Source organism: Amycolatopsis benzoatilytica AK 16/65 (assembly GCF_000383915.1).
Lineage (GTDB): Bacteria > Actinomycetota > Actinomycetes > Mycobacteriales > Pseudonocardiaceae > Amycolatopsis > Amycolatopsis benzoatilytica.
Map to the genome: position 1 here is coordinate 2,470,935 of NZ_KB912942.1, position 20,704 is coordinate 2,491,638.

At 70.9% G+C, this 20,704-nt stretch carries 21 protein-coding genes and 5 tRNA genes; 12 read left to right on the forward strand and 14 right to left on the reverse strand.

Going from position 1 to position 20,704, the window contains the following annotated elements:
• Positions 1–90: 90 nt before the first annotated feature.
• Complete coding sequence (locus tag AMYBE_RS0111185) at positions 91–855, forward strand: SGNH/GDSL hydrolase family protein (RefSeq protein ID WP_154676169.1); 765 nt, start codon at positions 91–93, stop codon at positions 853–855.
• Positions 856–980: 125 nt separating this feature from the next.
• On the opposite strand, the gene AMYBE_RS0111190 is transcribed toward AMYBE_RS0111185, so the two are convergent.
• Positions 981–2,432, reverse strand: coding sequence for an amidase (locus AMYBE_RS0111190; RefSeq protein WP_020659466.1), 1,452 nt, complete (start codon positions 2,430–2,432; stop codon positions 981–983).
• 324 nt (positions 2,433–2,756) lie between these two features.
• Positions 2,757–3,284, reverse strand: coding sequence for a CGNR zinc finger domain-containing protein (locus AMYBE_RS0111195; RefSeq protein ID WP_020659467.1), 528 nt, complete (start codon positions 3,282–3,284; stop codon positions 2,757–2,759).
• Between the two features lie 659 nt (positions 3,285–3,943).
• Between AMYBE_RS0111195 and AMYBE_RS0111200 the strand changes: the two genes are divergently transcribed.
• The 5 genes from AMYBE_RS0111200 (at position 3,944) to AMYBE_RS41480 (ending at position 6,059) form a co-directional block, all read left to right on the forward strand.
• Positions 3,944–4,016 (forward strand) — tRNA-Gly (locus AMYBE_RS0111200).
• A 14-nt stretch (positions 4,017–4,030) separates the two neighbouring features.
• Positions 4,031–4,104 (forward strand) — tRNA-Arg (locus AMYBE_RS0111205).
• A gap of 712 nt (positions 4,105–4,816) precedes the next feature.
• Positions 4,817–4,890, forward strand: a tRNA-Lys gene (locus AMYBE_RS0111210).
• 17 nt (positions 4,891–4,907) lie between these two features.
• Positions 4,908–5,300, forward strand: a complete 393-nt coding sequence (locus tag AMYBE_RS0111215; protein WP_027927574.1) for a VOC family protein — start codon at positions 4,908–4,910, stop codon at positions 5,298–5,300.
• A 111-nt stretch (positions 5,301–5,411) separates the two neighbouring features.
• Positions 5,412–6,059, forward strand: coding sequence for a TetR/AcrR family transcriptional regulator (locus tag AMYBE_RS41480; protein ID WP_245573182.1), 648 nt, complete (start codon positions 5,412–5,414; stop codon positions 6,057–6,059).
• A gap of 308 nt (positions 6,060–6,367) precedes the next feature.
• On the opposite strand, the gene AMYBE_RS0111225 is transcribed toward AMYBE_RS41480, so the two are convergent.
• Positions 6,368–7,333 carry a ketopantoate reductase family protein gene (locus tag AMYBE_RS0111225; protein WP_020659468.1) on the reverse strand — a complete coding sequence of 322 codons (966 nt, stop codon included), beginning with the start codon at positions 7,331–7,333 and terminating at the stop codon, positions 6,368–6,370.
• Between the two features lie 89 nt (positions 7,334–7,422).
• Here AMYBE_RS0111225 and AMYBE_RS0111230 point away from each other — a divergent pair, with 89 nt between their 5' ends.
• From AMYBE_RS0111230 to AMYBE_RS44780, 3 genes are all read left to right on the forward strand, one after another.
• Complete coding sequence (locus AMYBE_RS0111230; protein ID WP_020659469.1) at positions 7,423–7,992, forward strand: TetR/AcrR family transcriptional regulator; 570 nt, start codon at positions 7,423–7,425, stop codon at positions 7,990–7,992.
• Positions 7,993–8,407: 415 nt separating this feature from the next.
• Positions 8,408–8,479 (forward strand) — tRNA-Arg (locus AMYBE_RS0111240).
• Positions 8,480–8,642: 163 nt separating this feature from the next.
• Positions 8,643–8,713 (forward strand) — tRNA-Cys (locus AMYBE_RS44780).
• A 182-nt stretch (positions 8,714–8,895) separates the two neighbouring features.
• Here the strand turns inward: AMYBE_RS44780 and AMYBE_RS0111245 are convergent.
• From AMYBE_RS0111245 to AMYBE_RS45745, 6 genes are all read right to left on the reverse strand, one after another.
• The gene (locus AMYBE_RS0111245) at positions 8,896–9,717 is read right to left on the reverse strand and encodes a VOC family protein (protein WP_020659471.1); all 822 of its coding nucleotides are present in this window, start codon (positions 9,715–9,717) and stop codon (positions 8,896–8,898) included.
• 333 nt (positions 9,718–10,050) lie between these two features.
• The gene (locus tag AMYBE_RS0111250; protein ID WP_020659472.1) at positions 10,051–10,848 is read right to left on the reverse strand and encodes a pentapeptide repeat-containing protein; all 798 of its coding nucleotides are present in this window, start codon (positions 10,846–10,848) and stop codon (positions 10,051–10,053) included.
• Positions 10,849–10,894: 46 nt separating this feature from the next.
• Positions 10,895–11,350 (reverse strand): hypothetical protein, encoded by a 456-nt coding sequence (locus tag AMYBE_RS0111255; protein WP_020659473.1) that lies wholly within the window; start codon positions 11,348–11,350, stop codon positions 10,895–10,897.
• Positions 11,351–11,405: 55 nt separating this feature from the next.
• Positions 11,406–12,449, reverse strand: coding sequence for a coiled-coil domain-containing protein (locus AMYBE_RS0111260; protein ID WP_020659474.1), 1,044 nt, complete (start codon positions 12,447–12,449; stop codon positions 11,406–11,408).
• 437 nt (positions 12,450–12,886) lie between these two features.
• Complete coding sequence (locus tag AMYBE_RS0111265) at positions 12,887–13,450, reverse strand: riboflavin biosynthesis intermediates N-glycosidase (RefSeq protein WP_020659475.1); 564 nt, start codon at positions 13,448–13,450, stop codon at positions 12,887–12,889.
• A gap of 14 nt (positions 13,451–13,464) precedes the next feature.
• Positions 13,465–13,632 (reverse strand): hypothetical protein, encoded by a 168-nt coding sequence (locus AMYBE_RS45745; protein ID WP_020659476.1) that lies wholly within the window; start codon positions 13,630–13,632, stop codon positions 13,465–13,467.
• Between the two features lie 37 nt (positions 13,633–13,669).
• Between AMYBE_RS45745 and AMYBE_RS0111275 the strand changes: the two genes are divergently transcribed.
• Positions 13,670–14,365: a TetR/AcrR family transcriptional regulator gene (locus tag AMYBE_RS0111275; protein WP_020659477.1), complete on the forward strand. Its 696-nt coding sequence runs from the start codon at positions 13,670–13,672 to the stop codon at positions 14,363–14,365.
• Positions 14,362–15,543: a tyrosine-type recombinase/integrase gene (locus tag AMYBE_RS0111280; RefSeq protein WP_020659478.1), complete on the forward strand. Its 1,182-nt coding sequence runs from the start codon at positions 14,362–14,364 to the stop codon at positions 15,541–15,543. Before AMYBE_RS0111275 ends, AMYBE_RS0111280 begins: the two co-directional genes overlap by 4 nt.
• Here AMYBE_RS0111280 and AMYBE_RS0111285 read toward each other — a convergent pair.
• From AMYBE_RS0111285 to AMYBE_RS0111295, 3 genes are all read right to left on the reverse strand, one after another.
• Complete coding sequence (locus AMYBE_RS0111285; protein ID WP_020659479.1) at positions 15,540–16,259, reverse strand: haloacid dehalogenase type II; 720 nt, start codon at positions 16,257–16,259, stop codon at positions 15,540–15,542. The two genes, AMYBE_RS0111280 and AMYBE_RS0111285, sit on opposite strands and share 4 nt — an antisense overlap.
• A 144-nt stretch (positions 16,260–16,403) precedes the next feature.
• Complete coding sequence (locus tag AMYBE_RS0111290) at positions 16,404–17,150, reverse strand: hypothetical protein (protein WP_034286929.1); 747 nt, start codon at positions 17,148–17,150, stop codon at positions 16,404–16,406.
• A 30-nt stretch (positions 17,151–17,180) separates the two neighbouring features.
• Positions 17,181–17,864 carry a TetR/AcrR family transcriptional regulator gene (locus tag AMYBE_RS0111295; protein WP_020659481.1) on the reverse strand — a complete coding sequence of 228 codons (684 nt, stop codon included), beginning with the start codon at positions 17,862–17,864 and terminating at the stop codon, positions 17,181–17,183.
• An 82-nt stretch (positions 17,865–17,946) separates the two neighbouring features.
• Between AMYBE_RS0111295 and AMYBE_RS0111300 the strand changes: the two genes are divergently transcribed.
• Positions 17,947–19,068 (forward strand): FAD-dependent oxidoreductase, encoded by a 1,122-nt coding sequence (locus AMYBE_RS0111300; RefSeq protein ID WP_020659482.1) that lies wholly within the window; start codon positions 17,947–17,949, stop codon positions 19,066–19,068.
• 4 nt (positions 19,069–19,072) lie between these two features.
• Here AMYBE_RS0111300 and AMYBE_RS0111305 read toward each other — a convergent pair whose 3' ends face one another.
• The gene (locus AMYBE_RS0111305) at positions 19,073–19,699 is read right to left on the reverse strand and encodes a LysE family translocator (RefSeq protein WP_020659483.1); all 627 of its coding nucleotides are present in this window, start codon (positions 19,697–19,699) and stop codon (positions 19,073–19,075) included.
• A gap of 67 nt (positions 19,700–19,766) precedes the next feature.
• Entirely contained in the window at positions 19,767–20,696 is a 930-nt protein-coding gene (locus AMYBE_RS0111310) for an AraC family transcriptional regulator (RefSeq protein ID WP_020659484.1), read from the reverse strand.
• Positions 20,697–20,704 lie beyond the last annotated feature (8 nt).

Sequence of the window (20,704 nt, forward strand, 5' to 3'; positions counted from 1 at the left end):
CCAGGCCGGGACGCGCGGCGTCGCGGTCAGTTCGGCGTGTGGGTCCGGAGCCGGAGAAGCCGAGAGCGGACGCGGTCCTAGACTGGGAGAATGAGCAAGCGCTTAGTGTGCCTCGGGGACTCGTTCACCGAGGGAGTCGGGGACGACGATCCGGCCGCGCCGAACGGGGTGCGCGGATGGGCCGACCGGACGGCCGCCGTGCTGGCGGCAGGGGAGTCCGGGTTTCGCTACGCCAATCTGGCGGTGCGCGGGAAGCTCCTGCCGCAAGTCCTGAACGAGCAGGTCGAGCCGGCGCTGGCGATGAAACCGGACCTGGTCACGTTGTACGCCGGCGGAAACGACCTGATGCGCCCCCGGGTGGACCTCGACGCACTGGCGGACTCGTACGAGCGGGCGGTCGCCCGGTTGCGTGCGTCCGGGGCGCAGGTGGTCTTGTTCACCGGAGTGGACGGGGTGGAGGACGCGCTGTTCCGGACGATCCGCGGACGGGTGGCGATATACAACGAGCATGTCCGCGGAATCGCGGCCCGGCACGAGACGCTGCTGGTGGACATGTGGTCGATGCGGCAGCTGCGGGACCGCCGGATGTGGGCGGCGGACCGGTTGCACCTGAATGCCGCCGGGCACACGGAGATCGCGATCGCGGTGCTGGACACGCTCGGGGTTCGGCACGAGCTGAGGCACGTGACGCTGGGAGCGCGGCCCCGGCTGTCGGCCCGGGAGCGCCGGGCGGAGAACTTCCGGTGGGGACGGGAGCACGCGCTGCCGTGGATCGGGCGGCGGTTGAAGGGGGAGTCCTCGGGGGACGCAATGAGTCCTAAGTGGCCGGTGCTGGAGGCGTTCGGCGGAGACTGAGCGCTCAGGGCACCGTCGCGCCCCGGAGCTGGATTGCGAATACGGTTCTGGGTCGCTGGACAAGGCGGTCGTTGATCAACGACCCAGAACCGTGCTCGGCTTGGGATCGAAGTGCGCGCGGGTCCCTACTTCGGCGGCTGGAAGCCGCCGATCTTCTCTTCGAGCAGCTCCGCCAGGCGCAGCGGGGTGCGGTCTTCGAACATCGGGCCGATCAGCTGCACGCCCACCGGCAGGCCCGCAACGGTCCGGTCCGCTGGGACCGCGGTGGCGGGCAGGCCGGGCATCGTAGCCAGCCCGGCCCAGACGAGCTGGTCGAAGAACGGGTGCTCGACGCCGTCGATGTCGATCCGGCGGTCCAGCAGATCCGGATTGTGGTCGTGCGGGAAAGCCGGCGTCGCCGTGATCGGGCACACCACGGCATCGAACTCGGCGAAGAACTTCCGCCAGCCGTGCCGGTGGAGTTCGCGCTGGTGGTTCGCCTCCAGCCAGTCGCGGTGAGTGAACACCATCCCGCGCAGCCGCGCCGCGTCGAGGCTCTGGTCGGCTGAGCTCAGTTCGGCGGCGCGGGTCTGCAGCTGCTCGTAGGCTTCGACGGGAAAGCGCGCGACGGAGCCGGAGACCAGCAACTGCGTGTAGAGCTTCCCGGCTTCGGCCAGGTCGGGAAGCAGCGAGCTGTGCCGTTCGACCCGGGCGCCGCCGTCGGCCAGCGCTTCGGCAACCCGGGTCAGCCCGGCCCGTACCGCGGCGCCGGTCGGAATGAGCGGATGCTCGTCGAGGATCAGGACCCGGAAATCACTCAGCCGCTGGTGGCGTGCGGGCGGCAGAGCCAATTCGTAGGCCAGGCCGTGGGTGAGCGGGTCCGGCCCGGCCATCACGTCGAGCAGCAGGGTGAGGTCGCGGGCGGTGCGTGCCATCGGACCGACGACGGCGAGGTCGAGGTCGAGCGGCAAGGCCGGCGTGTCCGGCGGGACCATGCCTCGGCTCGGGACGAGGCCGAGGGTCGGCTTGTGCGCGTAGACGCCGCAGAAATGCGCCGGGGTCCGCAGCGAGCCGGCGAGGTCGGACCCGATCGACAGCGCGCCGAACCCCGCCGCCAGAGCCGCCGCCGATCCGCCGGAGGATCCGCCCGCGGTGCGGTCGTGATCCCACGGGTTGCTGGTGGTGCCGTAGATCTCGTTGAAGCTCTGCAGGTCCTGCAGTCCTAACGGGACGTTCGTCTTGCCGAGCACGACCGCGCCGGCCGCTTTGAGCCGCGACACCTGCAGCGCGTCCTCATCGGGCAGGAAGTCCCGGTACTCCGGCATTCCCCAGGTCGTGGGCAGCCCGGCGACGTGGTAGCACTCCTTGACCGTCACCGGAATGCCAAGCAGCGGGCGATCGTCGCCGCGGGCAAGCGCCTCGTCGGCGTCGCGCGCGGCGGACCGGGCGCGCTCGAAGTCGGGCACGCAGATCGCATTGATCGCCTTGTCCTCCCGCTCGATGCGGGCGATCGCCTCGTCGGTCAGCTCCGCCGAGGTCGCTTCGCCCGCCCGCAAAGCGACCGCGAGCTGTTCTGCACTGTGAAAGTTCCGCTCCATGAATTGGACCGTATCGACCGGCCGGCGCAGCCATAAAATACTGATGTGCACAACAACGCGGAGGCCGCGATTCGCCGTTTCCCCGCCGGCCGCGGAAAACGCGCCGGCCGGTTAGTTGCAGCGGCCCGCCGCAGCCGGTTTGACCTGCGCAGACTGCCGCTACGGGCCGACCCGGGCGCTTCGGCCGCTGGAGGCCAGGGCACAGGCGCCCCGTCCGGTCAACGATTGCCGCTCGCGGTAATGCTCACAACTGACAACTCGCGACAGTTATGCGGGCCGCCCAGTTTTTCTCAAAGGCACGAAGCTGCGATTTTCGCAAGCCGGTCAGTGCGCCAGATGCCGAGCGCGGTGGTCCGCGACGTTGACCCTCGTCCCACATCTGGTCGAGCAGAATCGGCGGCGGCCGTTCCTGGAGGTGTCCACGAACGCGACGCCGCAGCCTTCCCGCGCACAGACTCCCAGCCGGTTCGGCTCCTCGCAGACCAGGTGCGCCAAGCCGCCTGCCGTGTACGCGTGAAAGCGCTCCACGACGCCTGCGCCCTCGTTCGAGTAGTGCAGGTGCGGAGGCTTGCCGTCGTGGCTGGCGATGTTCGGCCTGCACGCGGCGACGGCGAGCAGATCGTTCACCAGCTCGACGCGCTGCGAGGTGGTCGCGGCCACGAACACGCGGCGCAGCCGTCGTCCCCAAGCGAGGATCTGAGCTGCCTCGTCCGCGGTGATCCGGGGCAGCGTCATCTCGTGCGCCTGTCCGGCGGCCCGCACCTCGGCGGCGGTGACGTCGGCGCGCTGGGCGAGGGTGGCCAGGTCGGCGGCCACTTGCGCGCCCGCGCCGCCGTAAGGGTTGAAGTGCACCCAGTCATTACATCATCCCGGCGGCGAAAGATAAACCCGCCTCTTCGAAAATAGGATTGACGCGCCCCGGGTCCATGGTTCAGGATGAATGCACATCAGAGATTGAAGGAGTGGTCATGACGAGCACGGGCATGCGAGCGACGGGTCGCCGGCGACCGGCAGCGGTCATTGCTGCCCCCTGTTCGTCGGACAGCGCGCGGTCGATGCTGTTCTCCTGCGGCAAAGGCAGCACCGGCTCCCCACCGTGACGCGGAAGCGTCCGGTTCAGGGAGCCGCCCGTCGGGAAACCGACCCGGGCGGCTTTCTTTGTTTCGTGCTGCGTGAAAACAATTCTTCGCGGTGATGAGAATTCGTCGCGCGATGGTTCGCGGCGGTTTCTCGAATAGCGTCCGGGCTCGGACGCGGCTGATTGACATCTGCATAGCGGAGCAAGACATTTCCCCAAGCTTGTCCCCGTCGCCTCACCCGCGGCCAGGACAAGCGCCCGGTTCGTCGGCCACGCCGGCGGACCCCGGTGAAGGCGGGACTCGCGGACCACGCCCGGCCGTCAACCGGGCAGTGCCCAGGTCTTCCTTCCCCCAACGCCCCCACGGCCACCGCGGACTCGTCCGCGTGGCCGAGGGAGCGCGCCCGCCCTGGCGAGAGTCCGGGCGGGCTCCGCGGTCGTGGTGAACTCGGCGGACACGTCGGTCTTCCAAACCGAAGCAGAGGGTTCGATGCCCTCCGGCCGCTCGCGGGAACGCAAGGCCCCGGTAGCTCAGCGGGAGAGAGCGCCGCACTACGAATGCGGAGGTCCCAGGTTCGAATCCTGGCCGGGGCGCGACCGGCGCGGGGGAGCGCCGGCGTCTTCGCTCAGGTGGTCCGCGCTCGCCGTATCGTCGACGCCGTGGCGTTGGGTGCATCTGACGCACCCAATGTGGCATTGGTTGCATGCGACGCACCGAATGCCACATTGGAGCGCGGGCTGGAGTCCCAGCCTGAGTGTTTCGGCCGGCGACGGCCGAGGTTGCGGGTGCGAGGGGCACTGGCGACCCCACCTGAGTTGGGATCAGGAGACACCGCGTTCGACTCGCGGGCATCTGACGGCACCGCCGGGCAGGACCGGCGAAGGAACAAGCCCAGCGCGGTGGACACGTTGTCGCGCACGAACTTCTCCGGCCCGGCAGCCAGGACGGCACGCTTCGGCTCGGCGCTCCTTTCGGCGCCGGGCAGGTCGAACCCCGCGCAACCCGCTGCCGCGCGGACGTCCCAGTCGCCGTCCTCGCGGGCAAGCCGCAGCAGCGCGTCCCGGCACCGCTCGGCGAGCGCCGGCAGCGGCGAAGTCCAGCAGCGGAATCTCCCGGATCGCCTCGCCCCGGACCAGGTCGTCCTCGGCGGCATCGTTTCGCAAGCGGGAACGGCCCGAGCACCGCGAATCCCCGCGTCGGGAACCAGCAGCCGCAACGCCTGGAAGCGGTCGTCTGCGTTGAGCCGGCCGAGCCAGGCATCGCAGCTGCCCCGGGAACTGAGCCCGGCATGGGTTCGTCCTCCGCGGGCCGCTAGCTCAACAGCGCAGAGCAGCCGGCTTTTACCCGGCGGGTTCAGGGTTCGAGTCCCTGGCGGCCCACTCCTGCCCGCGACACCGTGCTCGGGCATGTCCAGCTGAAGGTCGCCGACGCGGACCTGGCCGACACCGACCCGGTCTATTGCGACCTCCTCGGATTCGAGGTCGGCGCCCGGACGGGAAGCAGGTTCCTCGGCGTCGGCCCAGGGGAGCACCGCAGCATGATCGTGGTCACGAACCGGTTCGGCACCGGGGCGAGCGCGGCGGCGCCGGCGGACAGCGCACGCCTGCTCGCGGTCAACTTCACGCTGCCCGGGGCGCACGATGTCGAGGCTCGCAGGGCGGGTGCGGGCAGCGGGTCGTCCGGCCGAGCTGACCGGCGGAATACTGACTGTTCAGGACCCGTCGGGCAATTCGCTGCGGTTCGCCCCGGCCGCCGCATGCTGACCGGTCCGCGGGACCGCCTGCGGTAACGTCGGGGATCGATGTCGGCGGGCAACAGGAGTGCGGTCATGAGCGCGAGGCGAACACCGGTCAGCAGGTGAGAACGGCCTGCGAAGCCGGCGCTGTCGCGCGAGGGAATCGTGGCCGTCGCGGTCGCGATCACTCGGTCCGAGGGCCTTGACCGGCTCACCATGCGGCGCTTGGCGAAGGAACTCGATACCGGGGCTGCCTCGCTCTACGTCTATGTCGCCGACATCGAGGAGCTGCACGCCGCGGTCCTCGACGATTTCCTCGGCGAGGTCGAGGTCGGCCGCGCGGAAGGCGACTGGCGGGAACGGCTTCGGGCGCTGATGCACTCGCACCGGGCGGTGCTGTTCGCGCAGCCGAGCTTGGCGAGAGTGGCGCTGGTGACGAGGATGAGCGGGCCGCGCTATCTCCGGGCGGTCGATGCCGCGCTGGGGCTGCTCGTCGAAGGCGGGCTGTCGGCGTACGGGGCGGGCCTGGCGGTGGATCAGCTGTTCCTGCAGGCCACCGCTTCCGCGGTGGAACACGGCACCCGGGCGAGGACGCCGAACGCGCATCGCCAGCACGAGGACCTGATCGCGGAAATCGACGCGGCCCCGGCCGAGGAGTACCCGAACATCGCGCGCATCGGAAGGCTGCTGGTCGCGGGCACCCCCAGGCGGCCGGACGAAATGGTCGTTCGACGTGATACTCAACGGAGCACTGGCGACACCGAGCCCCAAGCCGGACTGATCCGGCCGCCTCCAGCGCGGCTCCGCCGGTAGGCACCTTCAGTCCGTGAAGGGATCCTTGCGGGAAACTGGTTCGGTCAAGAGGCCCTTCACGGACCGCAAACCCCGCGTCAGCCGGTGGGTTCGTCGAGCGAAGGGGCAGGTACGAGCCATAGGGAGCTCGTGCTTCTCGGCAGCAGTCATGACGTTCCTTCCGCGACGTCACGGACATGCGATAGCGGCTGGACAACGAAAAGCCTGGTGTGAACGGCAGTTGGTCGACCGGTGCGACCGGGTTTGGCCCTGGGACGCGGCGGGCAAAGGAGCGGCAACGGACCACCGGGACCGACAACGTCGGTAAATCAGACTCGACCCGTCTCCTCGCGGGCGAAGTGCAGTTCCGCCGCTTCCAAACGCGGTACGGAGATGCCGAGCCGTCGTGCTTCGGCCAGGACGTCCCGGCAGACCGCGCGCGGCTCCTCGGCATCGGGGTCGTCGTGCATCGTGAGGCTCACGCGCGCGAGCGGGACGTGAGTAGTCAGCCAGGCGAGCGCGGGGGCGGTCAGCCAGGTGGGCGCCCGGAAAGGCAGCAGACCGCCCCGGTGCCGTCGCAGGTCGAGGCCGCGCGCTTGGAGGAGCGGCAGCAGCTCGCGGCCGGCCAGCAGCGCCTCGCGCAGGTCGCCCCTTGCCCCGGCCAGTTTGGACAGGGAACCACGCCGCAGGCCCTGCGAGAACATGCCGGCATCCGACACGAAATGGATCCATAGCCGGCCGCGGAAGTCAGGCCGCTCCTTGATCCGGAGCCCGGCCTCGCGAAACGCCTGGCGCACGGCCTGTTCCCGGTCAGTCGGGGGCTGGCCGAGGGTGCCGAAGACGACCGACCGCAGCAGTGCCCCGCGGAGCACGCCGTCCGCGCCGAAACCGCCACCGGCCTGGGGCGAGCCCCAGGCGATCTGGTCGGGCGGGAGTGTGCCGATCGCGGCGAGCGGCTCGGCCCAGAGGTTGCCGAAGATCAGCACCGTGGCCTGACCGACCCGCGGGGACAGGAAGGCCGTCGCCTCCGGGAGGCGGTGGTGCGGCACGCTGAGCACGATCAGGTCGAAGTCGTGGTCCGGCTCCAGCGCCTCGCGGTAGCGCACCGGCCACTTCTCGGCGACGCGCTGCCCCCACACCCGGTGCCGCATATCGATCAGGTCGAGGTTCACTGCGTCGCCGTACGTCGCCGCGCGGCCCGGCCGGACGTAGAACTCGACGTCATGCCCGGCCCGTTCCAGCACCCAGCCGTAGATGGTGGCGATCACGCCTCGGCCGAACATCAGGATCTTCACGCTGCACCTCGTGGGGTAGGATCGATTTGGAGGTAATCTCCACTTTAAAAATATGGAGGTCATCTCCATTTGTCAACGGGAGGCAGCGCATGACCGCCGACAAGCCGCTGCGGGCCGACGCCCAGCGCAAGCGTGAGGCGCTGCTCGCCACAGCCCGGCAAGTCTTCGACGCCGGAGAATTCTTCGACCTGCGCTTCGATGACTTCGCCCGCCTGGCCGGGGTGGGCACTGGCACGCTGTACCGCCATTTCCCCACCCGGGAGGCACTGGCCGAGGCGGTCTACCACGGCGAGGTCGCCACGCTGTGCGACCGCGCCCGCCAACTGCAGGCCACACTGCCCGCGGCAGAGGCATTGGCGACCTTCCTGCGCAACATGGTCGATCACATCGCTGCTCACGAGGGCCTGGCTCGGACGCTGGCCACGCTCATGGCCGATCGCTCGGGTGCCCTCGCCGAGGGCAGCAGGGCGTTGGAGCAGGCGGTCACCGACCTGATTGCCGCCGCCAGGCGGGACGGTTCCGTTCGCGGCGACGTGAATGCCGGTGCCGTGATGATGGCGCTGCACGGCATCGGTGCGGCCCACAACCGCCCCGCCTGGCGGGCCGAGGCCGACGATGTCATCACCCTCGTGCTGGACGGGCTGCGCCGGCCGCGATGACAAGGTGCGACACGAGGTCGCATGCCGCGGCGCTTGAGCACCGGCCGCTCGCCATCCAGCACCGGCTCGGTGTTCGCCGGGAACCCGGCGTTCACGGTCGCGGCGGTGCGGGTCAGCTCGTGCCGGTAGTGCGCCACCAGCGCGGCCGCGTCGACACCACCCTCTTGAACCGCGGATGCGCGGTCCGATGAATCGGTGCGACCCAGAACCCCGGAAGATCACCTCGTAGGACGTGATCACCACAGCCGCACCGTCGCCCGCAGCGGTGTCAGTGCCGTTGATCAGCGCCTGCCGGAGTCGGCTGCAGGTTTCTGGCGTATTCCGGTCCCACCCCTCAACCGACCTAGGCCGTCCGAAACCTGGTCCAACCGACCTTTACCCGGCGGGTTCGAGGTTCGAATCCCCGGCGGCCCATGCCCTTGTGGTCCAACGGATACGACTCCGGCGTCCGAAGCCGGCGATGCAGGTTCGACTCCTGCCAAGGGCACTGCCAGCGACGGGATGCGAGCCGGACAACGCCTCGCCCGCCTCCCGCCCCCTCGGCCACGGCCGGGAACGCGCGCGGTTCGGCAACCAGCGGGACCTCATAAGCCCCGCCACCGTGGATCGACACCACGGCGCGCGACCACGCCGGCCGCTCGGCCGGTGCTGACCCGTTTCACGACGGTAGTGGGACGGCCCGCAAAGCCGTTCGTGCCGGGTTCGACTCCCGGGCGGGTCTCGCCGGAATGCCTTGCTCCGCTGTGCAGATTTCCGCGGGAGCCCGCCGTTCGCCGGAATCGACGGATCTCGACCGGCAGGCACGGACTGCGAAACGGGTCGACGAGCTGGCTGCGGCCCGCGACGGCCTGCTCTGCCCTGCCCGGAGACGGGTCTCGATCGTCGCCGGGCCGGTCCGCCGGGTCAGTCGTCGTACGGGTCGTCCACCGCCGAGCCGTATTCCCACTCGCTGGCCAGCTCCGGGTCGATCAGTGCGAACCGGGTGCCGAGCGGGTCGGACAGCACCGCGACTCGGCCGAGCGTCGACGCGTACGGGCGGAATCGCAGCTTCGCCCCCGCGGCACGAGCGCGTTGCACCGCGTCGTTCAGCCCTTCGCGAGGCTGCACGGCGAAGTGCGCGATCCAGCGCGGCGGCACCTCGGCCGGAGTGTCCGGGGCCATCCGGACGCGGGCGAGGACCGAGTCATCGCCGAGCGCGTAAACCACGTAGTCGACGTTCTTCCCGTCGCCGAACTGCCGTTGCGTGTAGCCGAAAAGCTGAGCGTAGAAGCGGTCGGCCCGGACCGGGTTGCGGGTGATGAACTCCAGCCAGACGAGGCTGCCCGGCACGCCCGCGGTGAACGAACCGTCCGGCGCGGGCTGGACCAGCCCGACCGTCGCGCCGGACGGGTCGTCGGCCAGCGCGGTCGCGCCGACGCCGGGTATTTCGCGCGGTGCCGGGTCGAGCATCGCGCCGTCGAGCCGCAGCACGTCCTCCGCGGTGCCGACGAGATCTGCGGTCGCGAGATACGGGGTCCAGTCCCGGACCTCGCCGGCGTGCGGACGGATCCCGGCGACCGGTTCGCCATCCAGCAGGGCGAGCGCGTAGTGCCTGCCTTCGCCGTCCTGGACCCATTGGTAGTCCCAGCCGAGCAGTTCGGCGTAGAACCGCATGGTCCGCTCCGGATCGGCGGTGGCGAGTTCGAGCCAGCACGGGCTGCCGGGCACAACCGGCGCCTCGTTCATCGCGTGCTCCGGACCCGGTCAGGGCGGCGAAGTTGCCGGGAATCGCGTCGGTTCGAGGCAGCCATGCGCCGACCGTATCGGGTACCGCTCGCAGCCCGCCGGCAGACTGGCCAGCAGTAAGGGTTGAACTGCACTGAACCATTACCAGAAGATCGGGGCATGGAAGAAAGCCGTTGTCCCCGGTGCGGTTGGCCGCTGGCCGAACTGCCCGCCTCCGCTGTCGTGCCCGCGTCCGCCGGCAGTCGTGCCGACTACGTCCGCTGCCTGTGCGGCAGCTGGATCGCCCGGCTCGGCGGGGTTGTCGTGGGCGCTACCCGACCGAAGCCGAGCTGATCACCAATGACTCGGGCGGGCCAGTCGCGGCGGCAGCTTCGTCTCCCGGTCGCCGCGGGCGGCGTTGACGTGGGACTGAGTAAGGAAAATGCTGCCGGTCAGGTCCGCGCCGCGCAGATCGGCGTCGCGCAGGTCGGCCCCGATCAGATCCGCCTGCCGCAGGTCCGCGCCGCGCAGGTCGGCGGCGATCAGGTACGCCCCGCGCAGATTCGCGCGCCGCAGATCGGCACCCCGGAGTTTGGCGCCCATCAGGTCGGCTCCGCGCCGGTCCTTCTTCCGCCCAGCGCCGGCGCGGACGAGTTCGCTGGTGCGCACCAGCAGCGGGTTCACCCGGGACCGCTGCGCATCGACGTCCACGGCCAGCACGGTGTCCGCGTCACCAGCGCTGACCTGCTCGATCTCGGCGATCGCGGCGTCCAATTCGGCGTGAATCTCGCCGGTTTCGGCCAGCGAGCGCGCTTCGGTGAGGTACCAGAGCAGTTCGTGCAGCAGCCGCATCGCAGGGAGCGCGGCGAACATCTTGGCGCGGGTCTCCGGTGCCTCCCGCCAGTCGCGACCGGCGAAGGTCACCTGCGACACCTGCTGTCCGGCTCCGAAGCAGTCGTACCCGGTGCAGCCGGCGAAACCCTTGGGGCGCAACCGGTCGTGGATGCCGCATCGGAAGTCGGCCAGCAGGTTCGGGCACGGCTCGCCGGCGGGCTTGTCGATGGCGAAGTCCGCGGACCGGGTGAAGGTGAGAGCGACGCAGCAAAGGGCAAAACAGCTCGTGCAGTCGGCGGTCAAGGTGCGGTCGGGCAAAGTCTCTCCTGCGCAGGCGGGCGAACCTTCGCAGGGTAGTCCCCGCTCAGCCGCCCGAGACGGCGCCTGCGGCGATCGCACTGCGCCGGCGGCGCAGCCGCATCGCCAACGCGGCGATGGCGAAAACCTGCAGCCTCAAATCCGTGCCGGCTAGGTCGGCGTCGATGCCGCTGTGCCCGACCGCGATGCTGCCGATCGCGTTCCCGGCCGCGTCGACCTGCGTATGGTCGCGTCCGCGCAACGCCGCGCGCTCGAATCGCAGGTGCTCGCCGCCAGATTCCACGCTCCAGGTGCGGTCGCCGGGGCGGGCAGCGGTCGCGAGCACCGATCCGTCGGCGGAGAGCAGCTGATACGCCCGCCCGAGCGGACGGCGGAGCTGGTAGGTCGCACCGTCCAGCTCGAACCGCCCGCCGGACCGCGCTTCGACGACGGTGAGCGGCTTGCCGTCGCTGGTGATCTCGTATCGCCGGCTCGCGAGGCCGGACTTCTTCGCGTGCAACATGTCCTCAGTGGACCATCGTCCGCAGCGGCCCGCAGGTGCCGTTTGTCATGGATGGTCACGAACGGGTTAGTTCTTGCCCGTTCTCGCCGGCCGTGCCTTGGTCTTCGACATCTGTCACTTGAGCCTCCTCGGCTTCCCGGAGCCGATGCAGCTCTGCCTGCGCCGCGCTCACTCGCGCACGCAGTTCCCCGAGTTCGGCGTGCAGCGGCGCGAGGGCATCCGCGTAGTTCTTCGTCGCTTGGCTCAGGTGCGCCGCTGTTTCGGCTACGCGCTGGTCAGCCGCCTGCTGGACGGCGCGCACTCGTTCGTCCGACTCCGCCGTCTGCTCCCGGAACCGCTCCTCCTGCTCGCGCAGCCGACGCTCGTGTTCAGCGCTGAGACTGGCCCGGAGTTCCTGCTGAGCTTGATCCGCTGTGCGACGAGCCTGCTCCAGGTCCTCGACCGCCGTCGCACGCAAGGCGGAAATCTCTTGCTGAAGCGCGGTGACTCGATCGTGGGCGACGGCTGCCTGCTCGAGTGCGCGCTGCCGGTTGTTCTCCGCTTCGTCGCGGATCGCCAGCGCGGTCTGCTGCGCTTTCCTTGCCGCAGCGGTGCTGGCGAGCGCTTCGTCCCGCTCCGCCCGATCCATTTCGGACTGTCGCCGCGCCTCGGCTTCGACCGCGCGTGACTCGTTCGCGGCCGTCAATGCCCGATCCCGCTCGGCGTTCGCGGCCCTGGCCTGCTCCAGTGCCTGGTCCCGAGCCGCTTCGGCTTCCTCGCGGGCGGCCAGGGCAGCCGCGGTCTGGTCCGTGACGTGGGTCCGCAGTGAGGCGAGTTCCGCGTGCAGCGGGTCCAGTGCGGACAGGGCGGACGCGAGCTGCTCGTCCAGCGCCCGCGTGTCGAGGAGGGTCATCGGCTGGTCCGGGCCGTAGACGGTCACCCAGATCTCGCGCTGCTCGTCCAGCATCGCGCAGGTGATGACCTTCGCGCCCCACTTGCCGTAGCGCTCCGGATCGGCCGGGCAGTACGGAGTCGGCCGGCCGCCTTGTCGGGGGATGGGCGGCAGTGGTTGCCCGCAGTACGCGCATCCCGCTTCGTCTCCGGCCGCGAGCGCGCGCACGGTCGCCTCTCGACGGTCGTCACGGCTTCCGCGTCGAATCGGCGGTGCTTCCGGCTCCATCACTGCCCCTTTCTGCAGGCAGAGGAGACCTTACAGTTATAGATTCACTACTTAAACACGGGGTTCGAGTTGGGAAACTAATACAGGACCTATGCCGAGCACCGGTGAAGGCTATATGGATAACTGAGATTATTCATATAGTCCGATCGCAAGCGGCTGCCGCGACGGCCGAGCAGGCAGGAGCGTCAGCGGAGGCGGCGGAAAAAGTGGGCAGGCAAGGATTTCGCGGCCGGAGGCCACGGGGCGCGCCGGGTCGAAGCAGCCCCTGCACATCCCGAACGGCCGACGGATTACAGGCCGATGGACCTGGTTAGTGCCCCGCTCGGGTCGTTCTGACGCGGAGCGTGGGTCGGTTGCTGCTTCGTGCCCGCACGGGGTCAGACCGGTTCGGTGAGTGCTTCGCGGGCCCGCATCAGCGCGAAGCCGAGCAGGTTGAGCCCGCGCCAGCGTGCCGGGTCCTCGACGGCCGGGTCGTCGGCCGCGAGCCCGATGCCCCACACCGGGTCGACCGGGCTCGCCTCCACCAGCACCCGCTGGCCGGTGTTCAGGAGAAACCGGCGCAGCTCCGGATGCTGGCCGAACTTGGCGATGCTGCCGGTGAGGACGATCTCCTCCCGGCGCTCTTCCCAGCGGCCCTGGTCGAAGCCGGGCACACCCCGCCCGAATTCCTTCGCCTGCTGCGGATGCCCGGCGGCCAGGATCTGCCCAGCGGTCGCTTCGTCGCCGAACAGCAGCGCTTTTCGCCACATCATGTAGTGCTCTGCGGTGGCAAAGGTCCGGCAGTCGAGCACGAAGGGCGCGGGCCACCACTGACTCAGACAGCCCTGCCCGACCCGGCCGTCCCGTTCCGGTTGATGTCCCCAGAAGAACAGGAACTCTGTCCGCTGTCCCCGGCGCACCCGGTCCGCCGCCTCGGCGACGTTCTGCGGGTTTCGTTCCATGAGCGGGCAGTATGTCAGCCGCTGCGGCGCAGTCGCGACCGCATTACAGCTGACCGGGCGCGACCGGATGCGCGGCCGGTCCCGGCCGCGGCGATCGCCTGGACGCTGTCGGCGGTCCGGACGATCCGCAGGTCGGTGCCGCCGATCCGGAACGCGGTCCGCGCTCTGGTATGCCATTCCATTTTTGGAACGTCGCTCCAGGTATGTCAAAATGCGGGCATGGCAACGCGGACTCGGCGGGCGCACCGGCGCACGGAGGCGCTCTCCCGCGAGCGGATCGTCGAGGCGGCGGTGGAGCTGCTGGACGTGGCGGGCGAGGGCGGCCTGACCTTCCGGGTTCTCACCGAACGACTGGCAACCGGGCCCGGGGCGATCTACTGGCACGTGGCGAACAAGGGCGAGCTGCTGGCCGCCGCGACGGATGCGGTGGTGGCCGACGTGCTGGCCGGGGAGTCGGACGGGCCGCCGCAGGACGAGATCCGTGCGGTCGCGCTCGGGCTGTTCGGCGCGATCGACCGGCATCCGTGGCTGGCCGCGCAGCTCCTGCTGCAGTTGTCGCGGAGCCCGAGCGGTCCGGTCACCCCGCGGATCCTGGAAGCGCTCGGCAGGCGGGTCCGCGCACTGGGCGTGCCGCAGGAGCACTGGTTCACCGCGACGTCGGTGCTGATGCACTACGTGCTGGGCGCGGCCGGGCAGAACGCGGCGAACAGCCAGGTCGTCGAGCCGGTGCCGGACAGAGCGGAATTCCTTGCCGCGACGGCGAAAGCGTGGGAAGAGCTGGACCCGGTCGAGTATTCGTTCACCCGGGCGGTGGCCGGTCAGATGCGCGAGCACGACGACCGCGAGCAGTTCCTCGCCGGGATCGACCTGGTGCTGGCCGGCGTCGCCGAGCTCCACCCGGCTGGGCGCGCATGACTCTCGCGCTGACCGGCACCGGGGGAACCGGCAAGGACGCGCAGGAGCGGTTCGGTGAATTCCTGCGCATCTACGCATCGCTCAACACCCGGGTCGCCTACGCGACCGACCTCGGCATCCCGCTGGAATGGGTTCCCGGTTACCAGCCGCCGGACCCGAACCGCCGCCGCGGCCGGGCGCGGCGGGCCGAGCCGGACGGGCTGGCGTGGCTGCCGTGGTGCCTGCGCAACGGGTTCACCTCGTTCGCCGACGTCCGGGTCGACCATGTCGAGCAGTGGCTGGACGAGCTGGCCCAGGCCGGGTACCGGGACGCGACGCGCGGCCGGATGCTGTCCGCGGTCTCCGCCTTCTACCGCAAGTACCTGCTGCGGGAAGGGCTCGCCGGGCACAATCCGGCGGCGCTGGTGGACCGGCGCGCGCAACATCTCAACCGGCCGTCCGGCGTCCCGTCCCAGACGGCGCGCTGGTCGTTCGACGCGTGCCGAGCGCTGCTGCTGGGCGCGTGGCTGCTGGTCGAGCACAGCCGCAACGGCCTGCGCGACCGGGCGATGGTCGAGGTTCTCGTAGGCACCGGCGTGCGGGCGGAGGAACTGGTCGGCGTCGACCTGGGCGACTACCGGCGGCCGGCTGCGGGCGGGATCGGCGTGCTTCGGGTGCACGGCAAGGGAGCCAAGGACCGGGAAGTCGCGCTCGCCGCGCCGGTGGCGGACGCGCTCGACGCGTACCTGGGCGAGCGGGTCACGCCGCAGGTGCCGGCGCTGCGCGGGCAGGTCGGCGCGAAGCGAGCGGAGCCGCTGTTCGTCACGAGCACCGGCGCGCGCGTGCACGTTTCGCATGTGACGGCGCTGCTGCGGCGGTTGTGCGCGACGTTCTGCCCGGCACCGGGCAGTGCGCCTCGGACCGCTCGGCTGCAGGAGTTGCTGGACACCGCCGAGGCGAGGTTCGTCGCGACGCATCTGCGGCCGTTGTGCGACAGCATCCATCCGCATTCGGCGCGGCATTCCTATGCGACGCATGCGATCGAGCGCGGGGTGCCACCGCGCCAGGTGCAGCGCGACCTGGGCCATGCGGCGTTGTCGACGACCGAGGGGTACCTCCACGACGAGAACGCCATCCGGGATTCGGCAGCTCACGAGCTGGCCCCGGCGCTGCACCGGGGATGGTTGGCGCAGCGCTAGTTTCCGCAGCCCAGCCGGGCCGCGAGGTCGGACGCGGACGTGGCGGCGAGGTCGCAGACTGCGTCGGCGGCCCGGTCGGCTTCGCGGTCGGGGCCCTTCTCCGCCGGACGTTCCAGAAACGCGGTGCGCAGCCCGGCTGCCCGTGCTCCGTCGAGGTCCCAGCTGTGCGCGGCGACCATCAGCACCTCGTGCGGAGCGACGTCCAGCAGCCTCGCGGTGGTCTGGTATGGCGCCGGATCCGGCTTGTACCGGCCGGCGAGTTCGGCGGACGCGATCGCGTCGAAGGTCAGCCCGGCGTGCTTCACCAGGTTGACCAGCAAAGCGAAGCCTCCGTTCGACAACGCGACCACGAGGTAGCGGGAGCGCAGGCGAGTGAGCAGCTCCGCGCTGTCCGGCCAGGCAGGGAGCCGATGCCAGGCCCGCACCAGGTGCGCGCGGTCGGATTCGCTCACCGCGTCCGCCACGCGGTGTTCGGAGAGGAGGGCGTCCAGTGATTCGCGGTGCAGCGTGTCGAGGTAGACCCACTCCCGCTCGGCGTTGTTGACCCGAGCCATGGCGGGCAGGTAGCGGTCGCGCCAGGCGTCGGCGAACGCGGCTGGGTCGAGGTCGATCCGGAGGCGGGCGAAGACCTCGCCGACCTGCGAGGTGATCCCGGTGTGCCAGTCCACGACGGTGCCGAAGATGTCGAACGCCACCACGCGCACGTCGTCGAGCATGTCGCTGTCCCTCCGCCTTGCCCGAAGGCTCAGCACGGGCGGCTCCCGCGCTTGTACGCCGCATCCGGGACTCGCCCTGCATCCTGACGCGGCGTGGCAGCGACCGCAGCACGGCCGCGGATCCGGGCCGCTTCGCGTCCGCGCTCAGGTCTCGGCGAACGGCTCGGTGCACAACGTGCACGTGATCGGTCCGAGCTCGAGGATCGACCGGGCCGCCCGGATCCGGCGCGGCGGTTCGCACCGGCAGATCGCGGCCACGTAGTTCGGGCCGCCGCGGTGCGCGCCGCGCCCGTCGACCGGGGCGATCACCACCGGCGGCGCCAGCGGCTCGGGAAGTTCGCCTTCGGGCGCGTCAGGATCGTCCGGCGGCGCCGCGACCGCGCGCCGCGCGACTTCCTGCTCGGTGTGGCGCCACACGGTCAGCGCGGCTTCGAGCTGGGCCATCTCGTGCTGGTAGGCGTCCAGGGTTGCCGGAAGAGCGGTGGTCGCGGACCAGCCGATCCGGTCGGCTTGCTCGGCCCGCACGCCCAGCTCCGCGGCGAGCGCGGCGAAGCGTTTGTTGTGGTAGCGGCCGTCGCTGACGTCCACGATGTCGCGGGTGGCGGCGAGCCCGTGAGCGGCTTCGTGCAGCGTGGTGGAGAGAATCTCGGCGGCGCCGCGGCGCAGTCCTTCCGCGCCGAGGAAGAACTCGGCGCGCGGCTCGACGCCGTCGCCGACGTGCCAGCGCGAACGGGCGAAGTGGCCGTGGATCTCGGTGGTCGTGCCCATCGTGCCGGAGGCCAGCACCAGGATCGCGTCCGGAACGTCTGGATGGCGGCGGCGGATTTCGGCCCAGAGCTGTTCCATCGCGTGCATCACGCGGGTCGTGGGGCCAAGCCCGCCGGCGGTCATGGTCTTATCTTGCCGCTTAAGCGGGAACTGTCACCGGGTGAGCCCGGCGAGCACTCGTTCGAGGCCGGTCGCGAAGACGGTGTCCGCGTCCGGATGCTCGGCTTCGTAGACGGTGCGGGCGAGGGTGGGGTAGCGGCCGGTGGCGAACATTCGCACCAGGTACGGACCGGAGGCGCGCTGCCAGGCTTCCTCGTCCAGGCCGGTGTCGCTCGCGAGCCGCCGTTCGCGCAGTTCGCTGCGGACCGCGCCGGCGACGTAAGCGTGCACGGTGGACACGGTGATCATGGCGTCCTCGACCCCGGCCTCGCCGATCGCTGCGGCGAGCGAAGCTTCCAGGTGCGCCAGGGCGTTCGGGCCGAGGCCGGGCCGGCCGCCGATGAGGTCGGCGAACCAGGGGTGCCGGTGTGCGGCCGTGCGGGTGCCGTGCGCGAGGGCGCGCAGGGCGGCGAGGCGTTCGGTGTCCGGGTCCGGAAGCGGGATTTCGCCGTAGACCGCGTCGGCCATCAGGTCGAGCAGTTCCTCTTTGGTGTCGAGGTAGCCGTACAGCCGCATCGGTCCGGCGCCGAGCGCGGCGGCGACCTTGCGCAGCGAAACCGCCTCCAGCCCGCCGGAGTCGGCGAGCTCGCAGGCGGTCTCGACGATGCGGGCGCGGCTCAGCGGCGCGGGGGTCGCCCGGGCCGGCGGTTCGGGCCGTTCCCACACCAGTTCGTCCATGCTCGCTCCCTTTTTCGGGCGACAGTACCGCTCGCCGTTCGATACAGTGTATTCGATCAATACAGTGTATCGGAGGGTTGGCATGCGGATTGTCATAGCTGGCGGCGGGCTCGGCGGGCTCACCTGCGCGCGCGTGTTGCGGGTGCACGGCATCGAGGCGATCGTCTGCGAGCGCGACGCGGGTCCGGCGGCACGGGTCCAAGGGGGAACGCTGGACTTGACAGTGGAGGGCGGCCAGTGGGCACTGCGCGAAGCCGGGCTGGTGGCCGGTTACCGCGCGATCGCCCGCCCGGAGGGCCAGGACATGGTCCTGTACGACTCCGGCGGAACCCTGCTGCGGCGCGAGGTCGCGCGCGAAGACGACTGGGCCCGGCCGGAGGCAGACCGGCCGGCGCTGCGGAAGCTCCTGCTGGACGCGTTGCCTGCGGGCGCGGTCGGCTGGGGGCAGGCGGTGACCGGCGCGGTGCCGTTGGGCGACGGGCGGCACCGGGTCTCTCTCGCTGGCGGCGAGACGATCGAGTGTGATCTCCTCGTCGGCGCGGACGGCGGCCGGTCGAGGATCCGGCCGCTGCTCACCGGCGCGGAACCGGCGCACGCCGGCGCGAACGGGGTGGAGCTGGTGATCCACGACGCGGACCGGGCGCATCCGGCGGCGTCGGCGCTGGTCGGGCGGGGCAGTTTCTCCGCGCTGGGCGACCAGCGGACGCTTTCCGCGCAGCGCAACGGGGACGGCACGATCCGGGTGCACGCCATGCTGCGCGGTGCCGCGGACTGGGCGGAGACGTCAGGGATCCCGTTCGACGACCCGGACCGCGCCCGCGTCGCGCTGAAGGACTGGTACGCGGGCTGGCCTGAGGAGTTCACGGCGCTGCTGGACGCGACGTCCGGACCGGTGTCGGTGATCCAGTTGACCGCGCTGCCGGTCGGGCTGCGCTGGGAGCACGTCCTGGGCGTGACGCTGATCGGCGACGCGGCGCACCTGATGTCGCCGTTCGCCGGGCAGGGCGCGAACCTGGCGATGCGCGACGGCGCAGAGCTCGCGTTGACGCTGGCCGAGGGCGGCGACGTGCGGAAGTTCGAGGACGCGATGTGGGAGCGGGCGGAGCCGTGGGCGCGGATGTCGGCGGAGAACCTGGAGTTGTTCTTGTCCGACGGCGCAGGCGAGAAGGTGCGGGACCTGTTCGCTTCGATGGCCGGGGAGTGACGGGTCAGAGTGCGTTGTCGGCGGCGAGCACGCCCGCGAGGACGAGAAAGCACACACCGGACCCGGCGTCGATGCGGCGCTGCGCCTTGGCGCGGATCCCGGCCGTGCCGAGGCCCCTGCCCACTGCGAGGTAGCCGAACCCGACCACCAGCTCCACCAGCAGGTACGCGGAACCCAGTTCGGCGAGCGCGAGCTGCGTGCCCGGGCCGGTGACGGTGCTGAACTGCGGCAGCAGAGCGGCGAACAGCAGCAGTGCTTTGGGGTTGCTGAGCGCAACGCCGAACTCGCCGACGGCGAGCGAGCGCCAGCCCTTGCGTGGCTGTTCGACGGCCGCGGGCCGCGCGCCGTCCCGGCGGAGACGGAGCAGGCTGCTGATCCCGAGCCACAGCAGGTAGGCCGCGCCTGCCCACTTGAGCACGGTCATCACCGTCGCCGAGGACGCGATGACCGCGCCGAGCCCGGCGGCGACGAGGCCGACCAGCACAACGAACGCGACAAGCCGTCCCGCGATGCCGGCGAGCGCGTATCCGAAGCCGTAGCGGGCGGCGTTTCGCAGGCCCAGGAGCTGGTTCGCGCCGGGGACCAGGGAAATGACGAAAGCGGCCGGGAAGAAGCCGATCCAGTTGATCACGGAGGTGCCTCGCGACGTGCCGATGGGAACCGTTCTCCGACGTTAACCCGCCGCGCTCCGGAAGCGGTCAGGCAGGTTCCCGGAGCCGGTAGTGCTGCGGGCTGCGGCCGTACTCGCGTTTGAAGGCGGCGCTGAGCGCGAACGGGCTGCGGTATCCGACCTGGCGGGCGATCGCCGCGAGCGTCGCGTCCGGTTCTTGGCGCAGCAGGTCGGCGGCGAGGGCGAGCCGCCAGGCCGAGAGGTAGGTCATCGGGGGTTCGCCGACCGCGTCGGTGAACCGGCGGGCGAGCGCGGCGCGGGAGACGCCGGTGGCGGTGGCGAGCCCGGCGACGGTCCACGGGTGTTCGGGCTGGTCCTGCAGCAGCCGGAGGGCGTGGCCGGCGACGGGGTCGCGGTGCGCGCGGTACCAGGCGGGCGCGGCGGGACGGCCGAGCCAGTCGCGCAGGACGCGGACGAGCAGCAGGTCGAGCAGACGGTCGAGAACGGCTTCCTGCCCGGGGACGTCGCGCTCGATCTCTTCGGCCAGGAGCGCGACCAGCGGATCGTCCGCGGTCTCGGCGGTGACGACGGCGGGCAGCGCCGCGAGCAGCCGCCGGGAGACCTCGCCGACGGTCGGGTAGGTGCCGGTGAGCAGCACGGTCGGGCCGTCGGCGGCCGAACCCCAGGTGCGGACGCCGAGTTCGGTCAGGTCGGCGAGGTGCCCGCCGTCCGGCGTGACGCAGACCTGGCCGGGCTGGATCACCGCCTGCGGCGGAGTGGCCGGGTCGTCGGCGACCAGATACGCGTCGGGCCCTCGGACGACCGCGACGTCGCCGGCGCCGAGCCGCACCGGCGCATCCGCGTCGGGCGCGAGCCAGGCATCGCCGCGGACGACGGCAACCACGGTGAGCGGCGCTCCGTCCTCGATCCGCAGCGACCACGGCGGGCGCAGCACGGACCTCAGCAGGAATGCGCCGTGCGCGCGGGGGCCTTCGAGCAACGCGGTGAGCGGGTCCACCCGGCCGA